Origin of the sequence: Escherichia sp. 93.1518 (genome assembly GCF_013368915.2) — a bacterium.
Taxonomy (GTDB): Bacteria; Pseudomonadota; Gammaproteobacteria; order Enterobacterales; family Enterobacteriaceae; genus Escherichia; species Escherichia ruysiae.
Genome location: NZ_JABWMT020000016.1, coordinates 85,636 through 104,025, shown reverse-complemented (window position 1 = coordinate 104,025; position 18,390 = coordinate 85,636). Strand labels below are relative to the sequence as shown.

17 protein-coding genes are annotated in these 18,390 nt (G+C 52.3%); 13 read left to right on the top strand and 4 right to left on the bottom strand.

Annotated elements, in window-relative coordinates:
• Window positions 1–196 precede the first annotated feature (196 nt).
• Window positions 197–1,387 (bottom strand): maltose/maltodextrin ABC transporter substrate-binding protein MalE, encoded by a 1,191-nt coding sequence (malE, locus tag HEN21_RS13730; RefSeq protein WP_000695404.1) that lies wholly within the window; start codon window positions 1,385–1,387, stop codon window positions 197–199.
• A gap of 364 nt (window positions 1,388–1,751) precedes the next feature.
• Between malE and malK the strand changes: the two genes are divergently transcribed.
• The 5 genes from malK (at window position 1,752) to ubiA (ending at window position 6,913) form a co-directional block, all read left to right on the top strand.
• Window positions 1,752–2,867, top strand: a complete 1,116-nt coding sequence (gene malK, locus HEN21_RS13725; protein ID WP_000179159.1) for a maltose/maltodextrin ABC transporter ATP-binding protein MalK — start codon at window positions 1,752–1,754, stop codon at window positions 2,865–2,867.
• Between the two features lie 72 nt (window positions 2,868–2,939).
• Window positions 2,940–4,280 carry a maltoporin LamB gene (gene lamB, locus HEN21_RS13720; protein ID WP_000973648.1) on the top strand — a complete coding sequence of 447 codons (1,341 nt, stop codon included), beginning with the start codon at window positions 2,940–2,942 and terminating at the stop codon, window positions 4,278–4,280.
• A gap of 150 nt (window positions 4,281–4,430) precedes the next feature.
• Entirely contained in the window at window positions 4,431–5,351 is a 921-nt protein-coding gene (gene malM / locus HEN21_RS13715) for a maltose operon protein MalM (RefSeq protein ID WP_105282698.1), read from the top strand.
• 179 nt (window positions 5,352–5,530) lie between these two features.
• Window positions 5,531–6,028 (top strand): chorismate lyase, encoded by a 498-nt coding sequence (gene ubiC / locus HEN21_RS13710; RefSeq protein ID WP_000019214.1) that lies wholly within the window; start codon window positions 5,531–5,533, stop codon window positions 6,026–6,028.
• Between the two features lie 12 nt (window positions 6,029–6,040).
• A complete protein-coding gene (gene ubiA / locus HEN21_RS13705; protein WP_105285609.1) occupies window positions 6,041–6,913 on the top strand; it encodes a 4-hydroxybenzoate octaprenyltransferase in 873 nt (290 codons plus the stop codon).
• 151 nt (window positions 6,914–7,064) lie between these two features.
• Here the strand turns inward: ubiA and plsB are convergent, their stop codons facing one another.
• Window positions 7,065–9,488: a glycerol-3-phosphate 1-O-acyltransferase PlsB gene (gene plsB / locus HEN21_RS13700; RefSeq protein WP_016159874.1), complete on the bottom strand. Its 2,424-nt coding sequence runs from the start codon at window positions 9,486–9,488 to the stop codon at window positions 7,065–7,067.
• 169 nt (window positions 9,489–9,657) lie between these two features.
• On the opposite strand from plsB, the gene dgkA reads away from it, so the two are divergent.
• The 4 genes from dgkA to HEN21_RS13680 all read left to right on the top strand — a co-directional run bounded on the left by dgkA (window position 9,658) and on the right by HEN21_RS13680 (window position 12,467).
• Window positions 9,658–10,026 carry a diacylglycerol kinase gene (dgkA, locus tag HEN21_RS13695; protein WP_000002906.1) on the top strand — a complete coding sequence of 123 codons (369 nt, stop codon included), beginning with the start codon at window positions 9,658–9,660 and terminating at the stop codon, window positions 10,024–10,026.
• A 109-nt stretch (window positions 10,027–10,135) separates the two neighbouring features.
• On the top strand, window positions 10,136–10,744 hold the full coding sequence (gene lexA / locus HEN21_RS13690) for a transcriptional repressor LexA (protein WP_000646078.1): 609 nt from the start codon (window positions 10,136–10,138) through the stop codon (window positions 10,742–10,744).
• A 72-nt stretch (window positions 10,745–10,816) separates the two neighbouring features.
• The gene (gene dinF, locus HEN21_RS13685; RefSeq protein ID WP_176252219.1) at window positions 10,817–12,142 is read left to right on the top strand and encodes an MATE family efflux transporter DinF; all 1,326 of its coding nucleotides are present in this window, start codon (window positions 10,817–10,819) and stop codon (window positions 12,140–12,142) included.
• Window positions 12,143–12,257: 115 nt separating this feature from the next.
• Complete coding sequence (locus tag HEN21_RS13680) at window positions 12,258–12,467, top strand: CsbD family protein (RefSeq protein WP_001030603.1); 210 nt, start codon at window positions 12,258–12,260, stop codon at window positions 12,465–12,467.
• Window positions 12,468–12,508: 41 nt separating this feature from the next.
• Here HEN21_RS13680 and zur read toward each other — a convergent pair whose 3' ends face one another.
• A complete protein-coding gene (gene zur / locus HEN21_RS13675) occupies window positions 12,509–13,024 on the bottom strand; it encodes a zinc uptake transcriptional repressor Zur (RefSeq protein WP_000416266.1) in 516 nt (171 codons plus the stop codon).
• A gap of 154 nt (window positions 13,025–13,178) precedes the next feature.
• Between zur and dusA the strand changes: the two genes are divergently transcribed.
• Both dusA and pspG read left to right on the top strand, forming a co-directional pair.
• Window positions 13,179–14,174, top strand: a complete 996-nt coding sequence (dusA, locus tag HEN21_RS13670) for a tRNA dihydrouridine(20/20a) synthase DusA (protein WP_176252220.1) — start codon at window positions 13,179–13,181, stop codon at window positions 14,172–14,174.
• A gap of 135 nt (window positions 14,175–14,309) precedes the next feature.
• Entirely contained in the window at window positions 14,310–14,552 is a 243-nt protein-coding gene (pspG, locus tag HEN21_RS13665; RefSeq protein WP_000891404.1) for an envelope stress response protein PspG, read from the top strand.
• A 163-nt stretch (window positions 14,553–14,715) separates the two neighbouring features.
• Here pspG and HEN21_RS13660 read toward each other — a convergent pair whose 3' ends face one another.
• Window positions 14,716–15,699: a quinone oxidoreductase gene (locus HEN21_RS13660; RefSeq protein WP_105285612.1), complete on the bottom strand. Its 984-nt coding sequence runs from the start codon at window positions 15,697–15,699 to the stop codon at window positions 14,716–14,718.
• Window positions 15,700–15,781: 82 nt separating this feature from the next.
• On the opposite strand from HEN21_RS13660, the gene dnaB reads away from it, so the two are divergent.
• Together dnaB and alr are read left to right on the top strand one after the other, a co-directional pair.
• Complete coding sequence (gene dnaB / locus HEN21_RS13655) at window positions 15,782–17,197, top strand: replicative DNA helicase (RefSeq protein WP_000918355.1); 1,416 nt, start codon at window positions 15,782–15,784, stop codon at window positions 17,195–17,197.
• A gap of 52 nt (window positions 17,198–17,249) precedes the next feature.
• The gene (alr, locus tag HEN21_RS13650) at window positions 17,250–18,329 is read left to right on the top strand and encodes an alanine racemase (protein ID WP_001147290.1); all 1,080 of its coding nucleotides are present in this window, start codon (window positions 17,250–17,252) and stop codon (window positions 18,327–18,329) included.
• Window positions 18,330–18,390: the final 61 nt, after the last annotated feature.

The following is an 18,390-nucleotide window of genomic DNA, read 5'->3' as shown; positions in this document are numbered from 1 at the left end:
ATATGTTTCGGTTTCGTAGGCCGGATAAGGCGTTCACGCCGCATCCGGCATTTAGTTTTGTATGTCGGATGAAGCATTTACGCCGTACCCGACAATAACCGCCTGATGCGACGCTGAGGCGTCTTATCAGGTCTACATATGTTTCGGTTTCGTAGGCCGGATAAGGCGTTCACGCCGCATCCGGCATTTAGCAGCATTACTTGGTGATACGACCCTGTGCATCTTTCAGCGCGGCATCAACAGTCTGACGACCGCTGGCGGCGTTGATCACTGCGGTACGCACGGCATACCAGAAGGCGGACATCTGCGGGATGTTCGGCATGATTTCACCGTTCTTGGCGTTATCCATAGTGGCGGCAATGCGTTGATCTTTCGCCAGCTGATCCTGGTAAGACTTCAGCGCCACGGCACCCAGCGGTTTATCTTTATTTACCGCTTCCAGCCCTTCGTCAGTCAGCAGGTAGTTTTCGAGGAACTCTTTTGCCAGTTCTTTGTTCGGGCTGGCAGCGTTGATGCCTGCACTCAGAACGCCAACGAACGGTTTGGAAGGTTGTCCCTTGAAGGTCGGCAGCAGCGTCACACCGTAGTTCACTTTGCTGGTGTCAATGTTGGACCATGCCCACGGACCGTTGATGGTCATCGCCGTTTCACCTTTGTTAAAGGCCGCCTCTGCGATGGAGTAATCAGTATCCGCATTCATGTGTTTGTTTTTAACCAGATCAACCAAGAAGGTCAGACCCGCTTTCGCGCCAGCATTATCCACACCAACGTCTTTCACATTGTATTTGTCGTTTTCATACTTGAACGCATAACCACCGTCGGCAGCAATCAGCGGCCAGGTGAAGTACGGTTCTTGCAGGTTGAACATCAGCGCGCTCTTACCTTTCGCTTTCAGTTCTTTATCCAGCGCCGGGATTTCTTCCCAGGTTTTTGGCGGGTTCGGCAGCAGGTCTTTGTTATAAATCAGCGATAATGCTTCAACGGCAATCGGATAAGCAATCAGTTTGCCGTTATAACGTACAGCGTCCCAGGTAAACGGATACAGCTTGTCCTGTAACGCTTTGTCTGGGGATATTTCAGCCAACAGGCCAGATTGGGCATAGCCGCCAAAGCGGTCGTGCGCCCAGAAAATAATGTCCGGACCATCGCCAGTGGCCGCAACCTGAGGGAATTTCTCTTCCAGCTTATCTGGGTGCTCAACGGTGACTTTAATTCCGGTATCTTTCTCGAATTTCTTACCCACTTCTGCGAGGCCGTTGTAGCCTTTATCGCCGTTGATCCAGATTACCAGTTTACCTTCTTCGATTTTGGCGAGAGCCGAGGCGGAAAACATCATCGTCGTCAAAACAGATAATGCGAGGATGCGTGCACCTGTTTTTATTTTCATAATCTCTGGTCCTTGTTGGTGAAGTGCTTGTGAAAACGCCTGAACGGACTCTAGTTTCTTTATACGGCAACCTCTTTCCATCCTCCTTGCCCCTACGCCCCACCTTCGTTTTATGTGATCTGCATCGCAGAAACAGCAGTATTGCGGGAAGGCGCACACAAAATTGCCATGTTTTTTGCAAGCAATATCACGAATTTCCTTACTTTCCCTCGGATTAGTATGCAGAGCCCATCTTCTCATCCTCCCGCCTCCTCCCCCATAAAAAAGCCAGGGGGTGGAGGATTTAAGCCATCTTCCGATGACGCATAGTCACTGCATCATGAATGTTGCTGTCGATGACAGGTTGTAACGAAGGGAGAAGGGCATGGCGAGCGTACAGCTACAAAATGTAACGAAGGCCTGGGGGGATGTGGTGGTATCGAAAGATATCAACCTCGACATCCACGAAGGTGAGTTCGTGGTGTTTGTCGGACCATCTGGCTGCGGTAAATCTACTTTACTGCGCATGATTGCCGGTCTTGAGACGATCACCAGCGGCGACCTGTTCATCGATGAAAAACGAATGAATGACACCCCGCCAGCAGAACGCGGCGTCGGCATGGTGTTCCAGTCCTATGCGCTCTATCCCCATCTGTCTGTGGCAGAAAATATGTCGTTTGGCCTGAAACTGGCAGGCGCGAAGAAAGAGGTCATCAACCAGCGTGTTAACCAGGTAGCGGAAGTGCTGCAACTGGCGCATTTGCTGGATCGCAAACCGAAGGCGCTCTCCGGCGGACAGCGTCAACGTGTGGCGATTGGTCGTACGCTGGTGGCCGAGCCAAGCGTGTTTTTACTCGATGAACCGCTTTCCAACCTCGATGCTGCGCTGCGTGTACAGATGCGTATCGAAATTTCCCGTCTGCATAAACGCCTGGGGCGCACGATGATTTACGTCACCCACGATCAGGTCGAAGCGATGACGTTGGCCGACAAAATCGTGGTGCTGGACGCCGGTCGCGTGGCGCAGGTCGGGAAGCCGCTTGAGTTGTATCACTATCCGGCCGACCGCTTTGTCGCCGGTTTTATCGGTTCACCGAAGATGAACTTTTTGCCGGTGAAAGTAACTGCCGTTGCAATCGATCAAGTCCAGGTTGAGCTGCCGATGCCAAACCTCCAGCAGGTCTGGCTGCCGGTTGAAAGCCATAACGTTCAGGTCGGCGCCAACATGTCGCTGGGCATTCGCCCAGAACATTTACTGCCAAGCGATATCGCCGACGTCATCCTTGAGGGTGAAGTTCAGGTGGTCGAGCAGCTCGGCAACGAAACGCAAATTCATATCCAGATCCCTTCCATTCGTCAAAACCTGGTGTACCGCCAGTCTGACGTGGTGTTGGTAGAAGAAGGTGCCACATTCGCTATCGGCCTGCCGCCAGAGCGTTGCCATCTGTTCCGTGAGGATGGCACTGCATGTCGTCGACTGCATCAGGAGCCGGGCGTTTAAGCACCCCTACAAAAGACACAAAGCCTGTAACAGGCGATGTGAAAAAAGAAAAGCAATGACTCAGGAGATAGAATGATGATTACTCTGCGCAAACTTCCTCTGGCGGTTGCCGTCGCAGCAGGCGTAATGTCTGCTCAGGCAATGGCCGTGGATTTCCACGGTTACGCTCGTTCCGGGATCGGCTGGACAGGGAGCGGCGGTGAACAACAGTGTTTCCAGACCACTGGCGCTCAAAGTAAATACCGTCTTGGCAACGAATGTGAAACTTATGCTGAATTAAAATTGGGTCAGGAAGTGTGGAAAGAGGGCGATAAGAGCTTCTATTTCGACACTAACGTGGCCTATTCCGTAGCACAACAGAATGACTGGGAAGCCACCGATCCGGCCTTCCGTGAAGCGAACGTGCAGGGGAAAAACCTGATTGAATGGCTGCCTGGTGCCACCATTTGGGCCGGTAAGCGTTTCTATCAGCGTCATGACGTTCATATGATCGACTTCTACTACTGGGATATTTCTGGTCCTGGTGCCGGTCTGGAAAACATCGACGTTGGCTTCGGTAAACTTTCTCTGGCAGCAACGCGTTCTTCTGAAGCGGGCGGTTCTTCTTCTTTCGCCAGCAACAATATCTATGACTATACCAATGAGACTGCGAACGACGTCTTCGACGTGCGTTTAGCGCAGATGGAAATTAACCCCGGCGGCACCCTGGAGCTGGGTGTTGACTACGGTCGCGCTAACCTGCGTGATAACTATCGTCTGGTTGATGGCGCATCGAAAGATGGCTGGATGTTCACTGCCGAGCATACCCAGAGCATCCTGAAAGGCTTCAACAAGTTTGTTGTTCAGTACGCTACTGACTCGATGACCTCGCAGGGTAAAGGTCTGTCGCAGGGTTCTGGCGTTGCGTTTGATAACGAAAAATTTGCCTACAATATCAACAATAACGGTCACCTGCTGCGTATCCTCGATCACGGTGCGATCTCCATGGGCGACAACTGGGACATGATGTACGTGGGTATGTACCAGGATATCAACTGGGATAACGACAACGGCACCAAATGGTGGACCGTCGGTATTCGTCCAATGTACAAGTGGACGCCTATCATGAGTACCTTGCTGGAAGTGGGCTACGACAACGTCGAATCCCAGCGTACTGGCGACAAGAACAATCAGTACAAAATCACCCTCGCACAACAATGGCAGGCTGGCGACAGCATCTGGTCACGCCCGGCTATTCGTGTCTTCGCAACCTACGCCAAGTGGGATGAGAAATGGGGTTATGACTACAACGGTAGCTCCTCTTCCAACCCGAACTACGGCAAAGCTGTTCCGGCGAATTTCGAAGGCGGTAGCTTCGGTCGCGGTGATAGCGATGAGTGGACCTTCGGTGCCCAGATGGAAATCTGGTGGTAATAGCAATGTGTAGGCCGGATAAGGCGTTTACGCCGCATCCGGCATAAAACAGGTTGTCATTATCTATAAGGGGCGTAAGCCCCTCTGATTATCGGGTTAAGCGCGCTATTGCCTGGCTACCGCTGAACTCCAGATTTTGAGGTAAAAACAATGAAAATGAATAAAAGTCTCATCGCCCTCTGTTTATCAGCAGGGTTGCTGGCAAGCGCGCCTGGAATCAGCCTTGCCGATGTTAACTACGTGCCGCAAAACACCAGCGATGCGCCAGCCATTCCATCTGCCGCGCTGCAACAATTAACCTGGACGCCAGTCGATCAATCTAAAACCCAGACCACCCAATTGGCGACTGGCGGGCAACAACTGAACGTCCCTGGCATCAGCGGTCCAGTCGCCGCATACAGCGTCCCGGCAAACATTGGCGAGCTGACCCTGACTCTGACCAGTGAAGTGAACAAACAAACCAGCGTATTTGCACCGAACGTGCTGATTCTTGATCAGAACATGACACCATCGGCCTTCTTTCCCAGCAGTTATTTCACCTACCAGGAACCTGGTGTGATGAGTGCAGATCGTCTGGAAGGCGTTATGCGCCTGACACCGGCGTTGGGGCAGCAGAAACTTTATGTACTGGTCTTTACCACTGAAAAAGATCTCCAGCAGACGACGCAACTGCTCGATCCGGCAAAAGCCTATGCCAAAGGCGTCGGTAACTCGGTGCCGGATATTCCAGACCCGGTTGCCCGTCATACCACTGATGGTCTGCTGAAACTGAAAGTGAAAACCAACTCCAGCTCCAGCGTGTTGGTGGGGCCTCTATTTGGTTCTTCCGCTCCGGCTCCGGTTACGGTAGGCAACACGGCGGCACCAGCCGCAGCCGTACCTGCTCCGGCACCGGCGAAGAAAAGTGAACCTATGCTCAACGACACGGAAAGTTATTTTAATACCGCGATTAAAAACGCTGTCGCGAAAGGTGATGTTGATAAGGCGTTAAAACTGCTTGATGAAGCTGAACGCCTGGGCTCGACATCTGCCCGTTCCACCTTTATCAGCAGTGTAAAAGGCAAGGGGTAATTACGCCCCACAGTGCTGATTTTGCAACAACTGGTGCGTCTTCGGGCGCACCTTTTTTTCTCTCCTTCCTGTGATTGTTGCGTTATTGTTGCGTATTAGATCACTTAATATGCTTTACATCTCCCGTTAACGCTTTTCTGCGATACAATGCCTTTACGTTATGTAACGGAGAGTTCGGCATGTCACACCCCGCGTTAACGCAACTGCGTGCGCTGCGCTATTTTGCAGAGATCCCTGCGCTGGAACCGCAACTGCTCGACTGGTTGTTGCTGGAAGATTCCATGACCAAACGTTTTGAACAGCAGGGAAAAACGGTGAGCGTGACGATGATCCGCGAAGGGTTTGTCGAGCAGAATGAAATCCCCGAAGAATTACCGCTGTTGCCGAAAGAATCCCGTTACTGGTTACGTGAGATTTTGTTATGCGCTGATGGAGAACCCTGGCTCGCCGGGCGTACCGTCGTTCCTGTGTCAACGTTAAGCGGCCCTGAGCTGGCGTTACAAAAATTGGGTAAAACGCCGTTAGGTCGCTATCTGTTCACATCATCGACATTAACCCGGGACTTTATTGAGATAGGCCGTGATGCCGGACTGTGGGGGCGACGTTCCCGCCTGCGATTAAGCGGTAAGCCGCTGCTGCTGACCGAACTGTTTTTACCGGCATCACCGTTGTACTAAGAGGAAAAAAATATGGAGTGGAGTCTGACGCAAAATAAGCTGCTGGCGTTTCACCGCTTAATGCGTACGGATAAGCCAATTGGTGCGTTACTGCTGCTCTGGCCAACTTTATGGGCGCTATGGGTGGCGACACCCGGTGTTCCTCAACTCTGGATCCTGGCGGTGTTTGTCGCTGGCGTCTGGCTGATGCGTGCCGCCGGTTGTGTAGTGAATGACTATGCTGACCGTAAGTTTGATGGTCATGTTAAGCGCACGGCAAACCGACCGCTTCCCAGTGGCGCGGTGACGGAGAAAGAGGCGCGCGCGCTGTTTGTCGTGCTGGTGCTAATTTCGTTCTTACTGGTGCTGACGCTGAATACGATGACTATTTTGTTGTCGATTGCCGCGCTGGTACTGGCGTGGGTTTACCCGTTTATGAAGCGTTACACCCATCTACCGCAAGTAGTGCTGGGGGCGGCGTTTGGTTGGTCGATTCCAATGGCTTTTGCCGCTGTGAGTGAATCGGTGCCGTTAAGCTGCTGGTTAATGTTCCTCGCCAATATTCTGTGGGCGGTGGCTTACGACACGCAGTATGCGATGGTTGACCGTGACGACGACGTGAAGATTGGCATTAAATCCACTGCGATTCTGTTTGGTCAATACGATAAATTGATTATTGGCATTTTGCAGGTTGGCGTACTGGCGCTGATGGCGATTATTGGTGAGTTAAATGGATTAGGCTGGGGATATTACTGGTCAATTCTGGTCGCGGGCGCGCTGTTTGTTTATCAACAAAAACTGATTGCCAATCGCGAGCGTGAAGCCTGTTTTAAAGCGTTTATGAATAATAACTATGTTGGCCTGGTACTGTTTTTAGGGCTGGCAATGAGTTACTGGCATTTCTGATGATGTAAAAAAGCCGGATGGTCGTGGTCATCCGGCTTTTTTCTGGGAAAAGCTGCCTGATGCGCTGCGCTTGTCAGGCCTACATAACACATCGCAATTTATTGAATTTGCAGGTCATGGTAGGCCGGATACATCCGGCAACGCTCACCAGTTACCCTTCGCCCTGCGTCGCACTCTCAATCGTTAAGCGCACATCGGACGTAATCAACTCCGCCAGCAACTGATAAACCTTCATCGTTTCTGCCGGTTCTGCATCGCCGCTGTCGCTGATATACCCTTCATCACGCAGCGTCAGCACCAGAGAACTGAACACCGCTTTGTCGAAGAACTCCGGCGCGTTGATGCCGTGCAGTACGGAAAGACGTTGGGCCACAGTGCGGCTCTCTTTCTCCAGCGTACCGCGATTGATCGACGGGTTGGCGCTCAACAGCCAGAAAGTAATCGCATAACGTTGCAGCGTTTCGCGCGCACCTGCGGCAAGCAACTGAAGCGTGCGGGAGTGCGCTGGATTGATATGCAACTCATCATCTTGCAGCGTAATCAGCCCCTGGCGTTGCATTTCATTCGCCAGCGCATCAATAACGCCCGGCAACTCGTCACGCTCCCAGCGCAGGAACAGCTCCGCTTTTAGCATTGGGTAAAGCACATTGACGTGCTCCATCAACACTTCGCGGGAGATGTGCCGATGCTGGGTGACAATTGCTGCCATCAGCGAAGGCAGAACCAACATATGCGCAATGTTGTTGCGATAGTAGGTCATCAGCACCGCTTGCTCGCGCGGCAGGATAATAATGTCGCCGATGGTGTCTTTCTCGACTTCAAACTTGTTCATTTGCAGCGCGTGATCAATCAGCTCACCGGCGCTGGCTGAAGGAACGGTAGAGTCCGTGGAGTAAGGCACGTTGCGCATCAAATCGAGATAACAATTAAGCTGCTCAGTCAATTGCTCGCGAGTGAGTGAACGCTGACGTGACGCCAGCAGCGCAGTACAGCACAGGTTCATGGCGTTAGCCGCGCCTGCGTTGTTAATGCGCACCATCAGATCGGCAGCAATGTTATTGACTGTCGGCGTTAACCAGGCCGGGCGTACAGCTTCGATGGGATCAATAGATTCACGCCAGTCTGGCACGTGCTGGTTGAGATAGGTCATCAACGGCATTGGTTCACCGAAGTTGACATACCCCTGACCGAGATTACGCAGCTTGCTTAAACCGCGCAGCATCTGCGGCAGGCTCTCTTTCTCTTTCGTCGCGCCGCGCAGCTCTTTGGCGTAAGTACCCACTTCCATGACGTGCTCATAACCGATGTAGATCGGAATCAACGTAATCGGACGTGTACCGCCACGCAGCATCGCCTGAATGGTCATCGACAGCGTGCCGGTTTTCGGATCAAGCAAACGCCCTGTACGCGAACGACCGCCTTCCACAAAGTACTCAACGGAATAACCACGGCTGAACAGTTCGCCGAGATATTCACGGAAGACAGTAGAGTAGAGTTTATTGCCTTTAAAAGTACGGCGAATAAAGAACGCACCCAGACGGCGGAAAATCGGCCCGGCAGGCCAGAAGTTCAGGTTGATCCCGGCGGCGATATGCGGTGGCACCAGCCCCTGGTGATACAACACGTAGGAGAGCAGCAGGTAGTCCATGTGGCTACGGTGGCATGGCACATACACCAGCTCATGACCGTCATGAGCCAGCTGGCGAACGCGTTCGGCATTATGGACGTTGATGCCCTGATAGAGCCGGTTCCAGGTGAAGCCCAGAATACGGTCAGTCAGGCGGATCATCTCGTAAGAGAAATTCGCCGCAATCTCTTCCATCAGCGCAATCGCGTTCTGCTGCGCTTTTTCATGGGAGATTTTTTTGCTGCGTGCTTCATCTTCTACCGCTTTGGCAATTGCACGTGAGGCGAGTAGCTTATTGAACAAATCCTGACGAGCAGGCAAGCGTGGACCCACGGCAGCAAGACGCTGACGGGCAAAGTGCATACGCGCCACACGCGCCAGTTTTTGGGCGATAGTTTTATCTGTGCCGTGTTCATCAGCCATGCGGCGTAGCGAAACTGACGGCGAGAAACGCACAAAGCTATCGCGACCAAGCCACAGTACGGCGAAAAATTTCTGTACGCCGTTGAGCATACGTAGTGGCGGGTTTACTTCGCCTTTTTCACGTCCTGGCGCACGACCAAACATCACCGATACCGGCACCATCTGCACATCCAGATTTGGGTTGCTACGGTGCAGATCGAGATAGTCGTGGAACAGCTTGATAGACTCTTCTTTCGGCGTGTAATAGGTGAAAACACGCGGCCCGCCATGAATAAACACATAGCGCGGCAGTAGCGTGCCGTCTACCTCCAGCGGCTCTAATGGATCAGGCAGGTCATGCGCCAGACACTGGGCGCGCAACGTCAGCAAATCCGCTTTTGAGTTGTACGGTAAAACGTACATAATTGGACGAGAGGTATCGAGCCCCAATTCCGGGGCAGGATCTGCCGGAATAGACTTGCTTTTTACCAGGATGCTTAATGGTAAATTCAGTAATTTGTAGTAAATTCGTGGCCAGCCGGACATAAACGATGTAAAGCCTCTGGTTAATAATGCAAATGCGCGGGAAGGATAGCAGAAAGTCATGGGAAATTCTGTGGTATCCGCTTATGTTTCGCGCGGCGCTACGCTACCGGAATCATCGGATTCAACGGTACACTGATATTGACGCTCATAATGTAAAAAGGTTCTTTCAATGGCCAATAATACCACTGGATTCACTCGAATTATCAAAGCCGCTGGCTATTCCTGGAAAGGTTTACGCGCTGCATGGATCAACGAAGCGGCATTCCGTCAGGAAGGCGTGGCGGTATTGTTGGCGGTGGTCATCGCTTGCTGGCTGGATGTGGACGCGATTACCCGCGTGCTGCTTATCAGCTCCGTGATGCTGGTGATGATTGTGGAAATTCTCAATAGCGCCATCGAAGCGGTGGTTGATCGTATTGGCTCTGAATACCACGAGCTTTCCGGGCGGGCAAAAGATATGGGTTCCGCAGCGGTGCTGATCGCGATTATCGTCGCTGTGGCAACCTGGGTCATTCTGTTATGGTCACATTTTGGATAACCCTTCCAGAATTCGATAAATCTCTGGTTTATTGTGTAGTTTATGGTTCCAAAATCGCCTTTTGCTGTATATACTCACAGCATAACTGTATATACACCCAGGGGGCGGAATGAAAGCGTTAACGGCCAGGCAACAAGAGGTGTTTGATCTCATTCGTGATCACATCAGCCAGACAGGTATGCCGCCGACGCGTGCGGAAATCGCGCAGCGTTTGGGGTTCCGTTCCCCAAACGCGGCTGAAGAACATCTGAAGGCGTTGGCACGCAAAGGCGTGATTGAAATTGTTTCCGGCGCATCGCGTGGGATTCGTCTGTTGCAGGAAGAGGAAGAAGGGTTGCCATTAGTAGGTCGTGTGGCTGCCGGTGAACCGCTTCTGGCGCAGCAGCATATTGAAGGTCATTATCAGGTCGATCCTTCCTTGTTCAAGCCGAATGCCGATTTCCTGCTGCGCGTCAGCGGAATGTCGATGAAAGATATCGGCATTATGGATGGCGACTTGCTGGCAGTGCATAAAACTCAGGATGTACGTAATGGTCAGGTCGTTGTCGCACGTATTGATGACGAAGTTACCGTTAAACGTCTGAAAAAACAGGGCAATAAAGTCGAATTATTGCCAGAAAACAGCGAGTTTAAACCGATTGTCGTTGACCTTCGTCAGCAGAGCTTCACCATTGAAGGGCTGGCGGTTGGGGTTATTCGCAACGGCGACTGGCTGTAACATATCTCTGATACCGCGATGCCGCCTGGCGTCGCGGTTTGTTTTTCATCTCTCTTCATCAGGCTTGTCTGCATGGCATTCCTCACTTCATCTGATAAAGCTCTCTGGCATCTCGCCTTACCTATGATTTTCTCCAATATCACCGTTCCGTTGCTGGGGCTGGTTGATACGGCGGTCATTGGTCATCTTGACAGTCCGGTTTATCTGGGCGGCGTGGCGGTTGGCGCAACGGCGACCAGCTTTCTCTTTATGCTGTTGCTATTTTTGCGCATGAGCACCACCGGGCTGACTGCGCAGGCGTATGGTGCCAAAAATCCTCAGGCATTAGTCCGTGCGCTGGTGCAGCCGTTGCTGCTGGCGCTGGGGGCTGGGGCGTTAATTGCGCTATTGCGTACACCGATTATCGATCTGGCGCTGCATATTGTTGGTGGCAGCGAAGCCGTGCTGGAACAGGCGCGGCGCTTTCTTGAAATTCGCTGGCTAAGCGCACCGGCGTCACTGGCAAACCTGGTATTACTTGGCTGGTTGCTCGGCGTGCAATATGCCCGTGCGCCGGTTGTCCTGTTAGTGGTGGGTAATATCCTCAACATTGTGCTGGATGTCTGGCTGGTGATGGGGCTGCATATGAACGTGCAGGGCGCGGCGCTGGCAACGGTCATCGCAGAATATGCGACGTTGCTGATCGGTCTGCTAATGGTGCGTAAAATCCTCAAACTACGCGGTATTTCCGGCGAAATGCTGAAAACAGCCTGGCGGGGGAACTTCCGTCGCTTGCTGGCGCTTAACCGCGACATCATGCTGCGCTCACTGCTGTTGCAACTCTGTTTTGGTGCAATAACGGTACTTGGCGCGCGACTGGGGAGTGACATAATCGCCGTTAACGCGGTTCTGATGACGCTACTCACCTTTACCGCCTATGCGCTGGATGGTTTTGCCTACGCGGTTGAAGCGCATTCAGGTCAGGCGTACGGTGCGCGCGACGGGAGCCAGTTACTGGATGTCTGGCGCGCAGCGTGCCGCCAGTCGGGGATCGTAGCGTTGCTGTTTTCTGTGAGTTATTTGCTGGCAGGGGAACACATTATTGCGTTGCTGACGTCATTAACCCAGATTCAGCAGCTGGCCGATGGCTATCTTATCTGGCAGGTCATTTTACCGCTGGTTGGTGTCTGGTGTTATCTACTGGACGGCATGTTTATAGGTGCAACGCGCGCCGCCGAAATGCGAAACAGTATGGCGGTGGCAGCAGCAGGGTTTGCTCTTACGCTCCTCACGCTGCCGTGGTTGGGTAATCATGGTTTGTGGCTGGCGTTAACCGTCTTTCTGGCGCTGCGCGGGCTTTCTCTGGCGGCTATCTGGCGTCGTCACTGGCGCAACGGAACCTGGTTTGCCGGAGCGTGACGGTTAAATATTCTGAATAAATAATCCTAAGCCAAATTCCTGACTACACTTAATCCCACGTTCAGAAGAAAAGCGAGCGTACTCTCATTCACCACCTAACGATGAGGACTTGAATATGAATAAAGACGAAGTCGGCGGTAACTGGAAACAGTTCAAAGGTAAAGTGAAAGAGCAATGGGGCAAACTGACCGATGATGATATGACGGTCATTGAAGGTAAACGTGATCAGTTAGTGGGTAAAATCCAGGAACGTTACGGTTACCAGAAAGATCAGGCAGAGAAAGAGGTCGTGGACTGGGAAACCCGCAATGAATACCGCTGGTAATTAATCCCTCCTGCCCGACGTGTACAAGGATGTACGCCCTCTTAACGAGGTTTCTTTTTCACCTGAATAGAGTGGTCATGATGGCACTGTTCAGGATGACGACACGCTTCTACTTCTACACATGCTGAACATAATCCATGTGCTTCAATCACATTATGCCGCAGGGCAAAACCCATTTTTGCCGCCAGCGTATGCATGATGTCCTCCACACCTTCCGCACATTCTTCTTTCACTGCGCCGCAGCGATCGCAAATAAACATAGCTGAAGTATGCGTTGGTTGATCGAACAGGTGACAGAGCACATAGCTGTTGGTGGACTCAACTTTATGCACAAACCCTTGCTCAAGCAGAAAATCGAGCGCGCGATAAACCGTTGGCGGCTTGGCCTGCGGCTCTGCTTCACGCAGTAAATCAAGCAGATCGTAGGCGCTGATTGCTCCTTCCTGCAGACTCATCAGGCGCAACACTTCAAGGCGCTGCGGGGTCAGGCGCACATTACGCTGCGCACAGAGTTTTTCAGCCTGCGCTAATAACTCCTGCGTTGTGGTCTTTTCCATTGGGCACCTCAAAGTGGGGTTAAGAATGTCCTTACTTTACCATAGTTCTCACTTAAACGCCGAGAACAGGGCGTCATAGCTGCCGCATTGCCTGATCGCATATTCGTTATGCTATAGTAGCGCCCCCAATTCACCAGGTGCTTAAAAAAACGCCATGTCAGCAGAATCACAAACCGCTTATCCCGCATACCGTTTCTCCATTGCCCCGATGCTCGACTGGACGGACAGACACTGCCGTTATTTCCTGCGTCTGCTTTCCCGTAATACGCTTCTCTATACCGAAATGGTGACCACGGGGGCAATTATTCACGGTAAAGGTGATTACCTGGCGTACAGTGAAGAAGAGCATCCGGTGGCGTTGCAGTTGGGCGGTAGCGATCCAGCGGCGCTGGCGCAGTGTGCGAAGCTGGCGGAAGCGCGCGGGTACGATGAAATCAACCTGAATGTCGGCTGCCCGTCTGACCGGGTACAGAACGGGATGTTTGGCGCGTGCCTGATGGGTAATGCGCAACTGGTAGCCGACTGCGTGAAAGCGATGCGCGATGTGGTGTCGATTCCAGTCACGGTGAAAACGCGTATTGGTATTGACGACCAGGACAGCTATGAATTTCTTTGTGATTTCATCAACACCGTTTCCGGTAAAGGTGAGTGTGAGATGTTTATCATCCACGCGCGTAAAGCCTGGCTTTCTGGTTTAAGCCCGAAAGAAAACCGCGAAATCCCGCCGCTCGATTACCCGCGCGTCTATCAACTGAAGCGTGACTTTCCGCATCTGACGATGTCGATTAACGGTGGCATCAAGTCGCTGGAAGAGGCTAAAGCGCATTTGCAACATATGGACGGTGTGATGGTTGGGCGCGAGGCGTACCAGAATCCGGGGATTCTGGCGGCGGTAGATCGAGAGATCTTTGGTTCCTCGGATACCGATGCCGATCCGGTGGCGGTGGTGCGCGCTATGTACCCATACATTGAGTGTGAGCTTAGCCAGGGGACATATCTCGGTCATATTACCCGGCATATGCTGGGTCTGTTCCAGGGTATTCCAGGTGCGCGGCAGTGGCGTCGTTATTTAAGTGAAAATGCTCATAAAGCGGGTGCTGACATTAACGTGCTGGAACATGCGCTCAAACTGGTGGCGGATAAGCGTTAATTTTTCACCACAAAGTAGTCAAATTCACTATGCCCTGCGCACCGTCGCGGGGCATATTTTTTGATAAATCATAATGTTAGGTTTTGGCATGATTCTTGTAATGGCTGCAAGAGATTTCATATTTGGGAGTACATCATGCTGGAACTACTTTTTGTGATTGGCTTTTTTGTCATGTTGATGGTCACCGGCGTTTCGTTGCTGGGCATTATCGCCGCGCTGGTTGTGGCGACGGCCATTATGTTCCTCGGTGGTATGCTGGCGTTGATGATCAAGTTGCTGCCGTGGCTGCTATTGGCGATTGCAGTAGTGTGGGTAATAAAGGCGATTAAAGCACCAAAAGTGCCGAAATATCAGCGTTATGACCGCTGGCGTTACTAAGGGATTGTGCGGATGATCACAACCTAAGGTTTTATCCTTAGAACAAAATAGGAATTGATTATCAAATCTGTCACTATTGCGCCTCTAACAGATTCATCGTGCTGTACCCTACATACAGCCGAACTATAAAAGAAAGGGCTTCCCAGGTGGAAGCCCAATTTCTTTATGGGATCAGTAAGCTGGAACCCTGCGTCGCCCGGCTTTCCAGAATCTCATGCGCACGCCGCGCATCCTTTAGCGTATATTTCTGTTGCTCTGCGACATCGACCTTAATCACGCCGCTGGCAATCAATGAAAACAGTTCGTTACTGGCTTCGGTTAACTCATCCCGCGTGGTGATATAGCCTTGCAGGGAAGGGCGTGTCACATACAGCGAGCCTTTCTGATTGAGAATGCCTAAGTTCACCCCCGTCACCGCGCCTGATGAATTACCAAAACTGACCATTAAACCGCGACGTTGCAGGCAATCCAGCGACCGTTCCCAGGTATCTTTGCCTACGGAATCGTACACCACGCGCACTTTCTTGCCGTCGGTGATCTCTTTTAATCGCTCGACCAGATTTTCGTCGCGATAGTTAATTACCTGCCACGCTCCCGCTTTTAATGCACTTTGCGCTTTTTGCGCGCTGCCCACAGTGCCAATAAGTTTTGCCCCTAAGGCTTTTGCCCACTGGCAGGCAATTAAGCCCACGCCGCCAGCAGCCGCATGGAACAGGAACTGTTCGTCAGGTTTGATTTCATACGTTTTGCGCAGCAGATAATAAACCGTTAAGCCTTTCAGGAACGACGCGGCAGCTTGCTCAAAAGAGATCGCCGCTGGCAGAATTGCCGCTTTATCGGCATTGACGTTATGCACAGAGCTGTAAGCCCCTAACGTTGACTGCGCATAAACCACACGATCGCCTGCTTTAATATGTTTCACGCCGCTGCCGACTTTGCTCACAATGCCAGCCGCTTCGGTGCCTAATCCGCTGGGTAGCGATGGCGGCGGATAAAGGCCGCTGCGGATATACGTGTCGATAAAATTGATGCCAATGGCTTTATTTTCGACCTGGACTTCATTCTCTGCCGGATCGGCAGGAGTAAATTCCACAGTCTGAAGTACTTCCGGGCCACCGTGCTTGTGAAATTCAATTCGTGTTGCCATGTGTCCTCCAGAACGTATCGTCAGGGTCTGCTTCATATGGTAAAGTTTCGACCCATTCTTTATCTCGGTAACTCCATTCACTATGGCAGGAAATAAACCCTTCAACAAACAGCAGGCTGAACCCCGCGATCGCGATCCACAAGTTGCCGGGCTGAAAGTGCCTCCGCACTCGATCGAAGCGGAGCAGTCGGTGTTGGGCGGTTTAATGCTGGATAACGAACGCTGGGACGATGTGGCCGAGCGAGTGGTGGCAGATGATTTCTACACCCGTCCGCACCGCCATATCTTTACCGAAATGGCGCGTTTGCAGGAAAGCGGTAGCCCAATTGACCTGATCACCCTGGCGGAATCGCTGGAACGTCAGGGGCAACTTGATAGTGTTGGTGGTTTTGCTTATCTGGCGGAGCTGTCAAAAAATACGCCAAGTGCAGCGAACATCAGTGCCTATGCCGACATCGTGCGCGAGCGTGCCGTTGTCCGCGAGATGATCTCTGTTGCGAATGAGATTGCCGAAGCCGGTTTTGATCCGCAAGGGCGCACCAGCGAAGACTTGCTCGACCTTGCTGAATCCCGTGTCTTTAAAATTGCTGAAAGCCGTGCCAATAAAGACGAAGGGCCGAAGAACATCGCCGATGTGCTCGACGCCACGGTGGCGCGTATTGAGCAGTTGTTTCAGCAGCCACACGATGGCGTTACCGGGGTAAATACCGGCTATGACGATCTCAACAAAAAAACCGCTGGCTTGCAGCCGTCGGATTTGATCATCGTCGCCGCGCGTCCGTCGATGGGTAAAACGACATTTGCGATGAACCTCGTTGAAAATGCGGCGATGTTGCAGGATAAACCAGTATTGATCTTCTCGCTGGAGATGCCATCGGAACAGATTATGATGCGTTCTCTGGCATCGTTGTCGCGCGTTGACCAGACTAAAATCCGTACCGGGCAACTGGATGATGAAGACTGGGCGCGCATTTCCGGCACGATGGGCATTTTGCTGGAAAAACGTAATATCTACATTGATGACTCCTCCGGTCTGACGCCAACGGAAGTGCGCTCCCGCGCACGCCGTATTGCCCGAGAACACGGTGGCATCGGACTCATCATGATCGACTACCTGCAATTGATGCGCGTACCGGCGCTTTCAGACAACCGTACGCTGGAAATTGCAGAAATCTCCCGCTCGCTAAAAGCCCTGGCGAAAGAACTGAATGTGCCGGTGGTGGCGCTGTCTCAGTTGAACCGTTCTCTGGAACAACGTGCCGACAAACGCCCGGTCAACTCCGACCTGCGTGAATCCGGCTCCATCGAGCAGGATGCGGACTTGATCATGTTTATCTATCGTGATGAGGTTTATCACGAAAACAGTGACTTAAAAGGCATCGCGGAAATTATTATCGGTAAACAACGTAACGGCCCAATCGGGACGGTACGCCTGACCTTTAACGGTCAATGGTCGCGTTTCGACAACTACGCGGGACCACAGTACGACGACGAATAATAATTATTTTATGAATTAGGTAATTAAAGCAAACACTTATCAAGGAACACAAATGCAAGCGGCAACTGTTGTGATTAACCGCCGCGCTCTGCGACACAACCTGCAACGTCTGCGTGAACTGGCACCTGCCAGTAAACTGGTTGCGGTGGTGAAAGCGAACGCCTACGGTCACGGTCTGATTGAGACCGCGCGAACGCTCCCCGATGCCGACGCCTTTGGCGTTGCCCGTCTCGAAGAAGCCCTGCGGCTTAGGGCGGGGGGCATCACGCAACCTATTTTGTTACTGGAAGGCTTTTTTGAAGCTGACGATCTGCCGACGATCTCCGCTGAACATCTGCATACCGCCGTGCATAACGAAGAACAGCTTGCTGCTCTGGAAGAGGCCAATCTGGAGGAGCCAGTTACCGTCTGGATGAAACTCGATACCGGTATGCACCGGCTGGGCGTGTTACCGGAACAAGCTGAGGCGTTTTATCAACGTCTTACGCAATGTAAAAATGTTCGCCAGCCGGTGAATATTGTCAGCCACTTTGCTCGTGCCGATGAGCCAAAATGTGGTGCGACTGAGAAACAACTCGATATATTCAATACCTTTTGCGAAGGCAGACCTGGCAAGCGTTCAATCGCCGCATCGGGCGGAATTTTGTTATGGCCGCAGTCGCATTTTGATTGGGTGCGCCCAGGCATCATTCTTTATGGCGTGTCACCGCTGGAAGATGGCTCCACCGGTGCTGATTTCGGTTGCCAGCCTGTGATGTCTCTGACCTCCAGCCTGATTGCCGTGCGTGAGCATAAAGCAGGTGAACCGGTAGGCTATGGCGGCACCTGGATTAGCGAGCGCGATACCCGCCTTGGCGTGGTGGCGATGGGCTATGGCGATGGCTACCCGCGCGCCGCGCCGTCCGGTACGCCAGTGCTGGTGAACGGTCGCGAAGTGCCGATTGTGGGGCGAGTCGCGATGGACATGATCTGCGTAGATTTAGGTCCACAGGCGCAGGATAAAGCCGGGGATCAGGTCATTTTATGGGGCGAAGGTCTGCCCGTAGAGCGTATCGCAGAAATGACGAAAGTGAGTGCTTACGAACTTATCACGCGCCTGACGTCAAGGGTGGCGATGAAGTACGTGGATTAATCGTTCTGCAATAGTTGATTGTCTGTGCCGGGTGCGGTGTGAAAACCTTATCCGGCCTGCA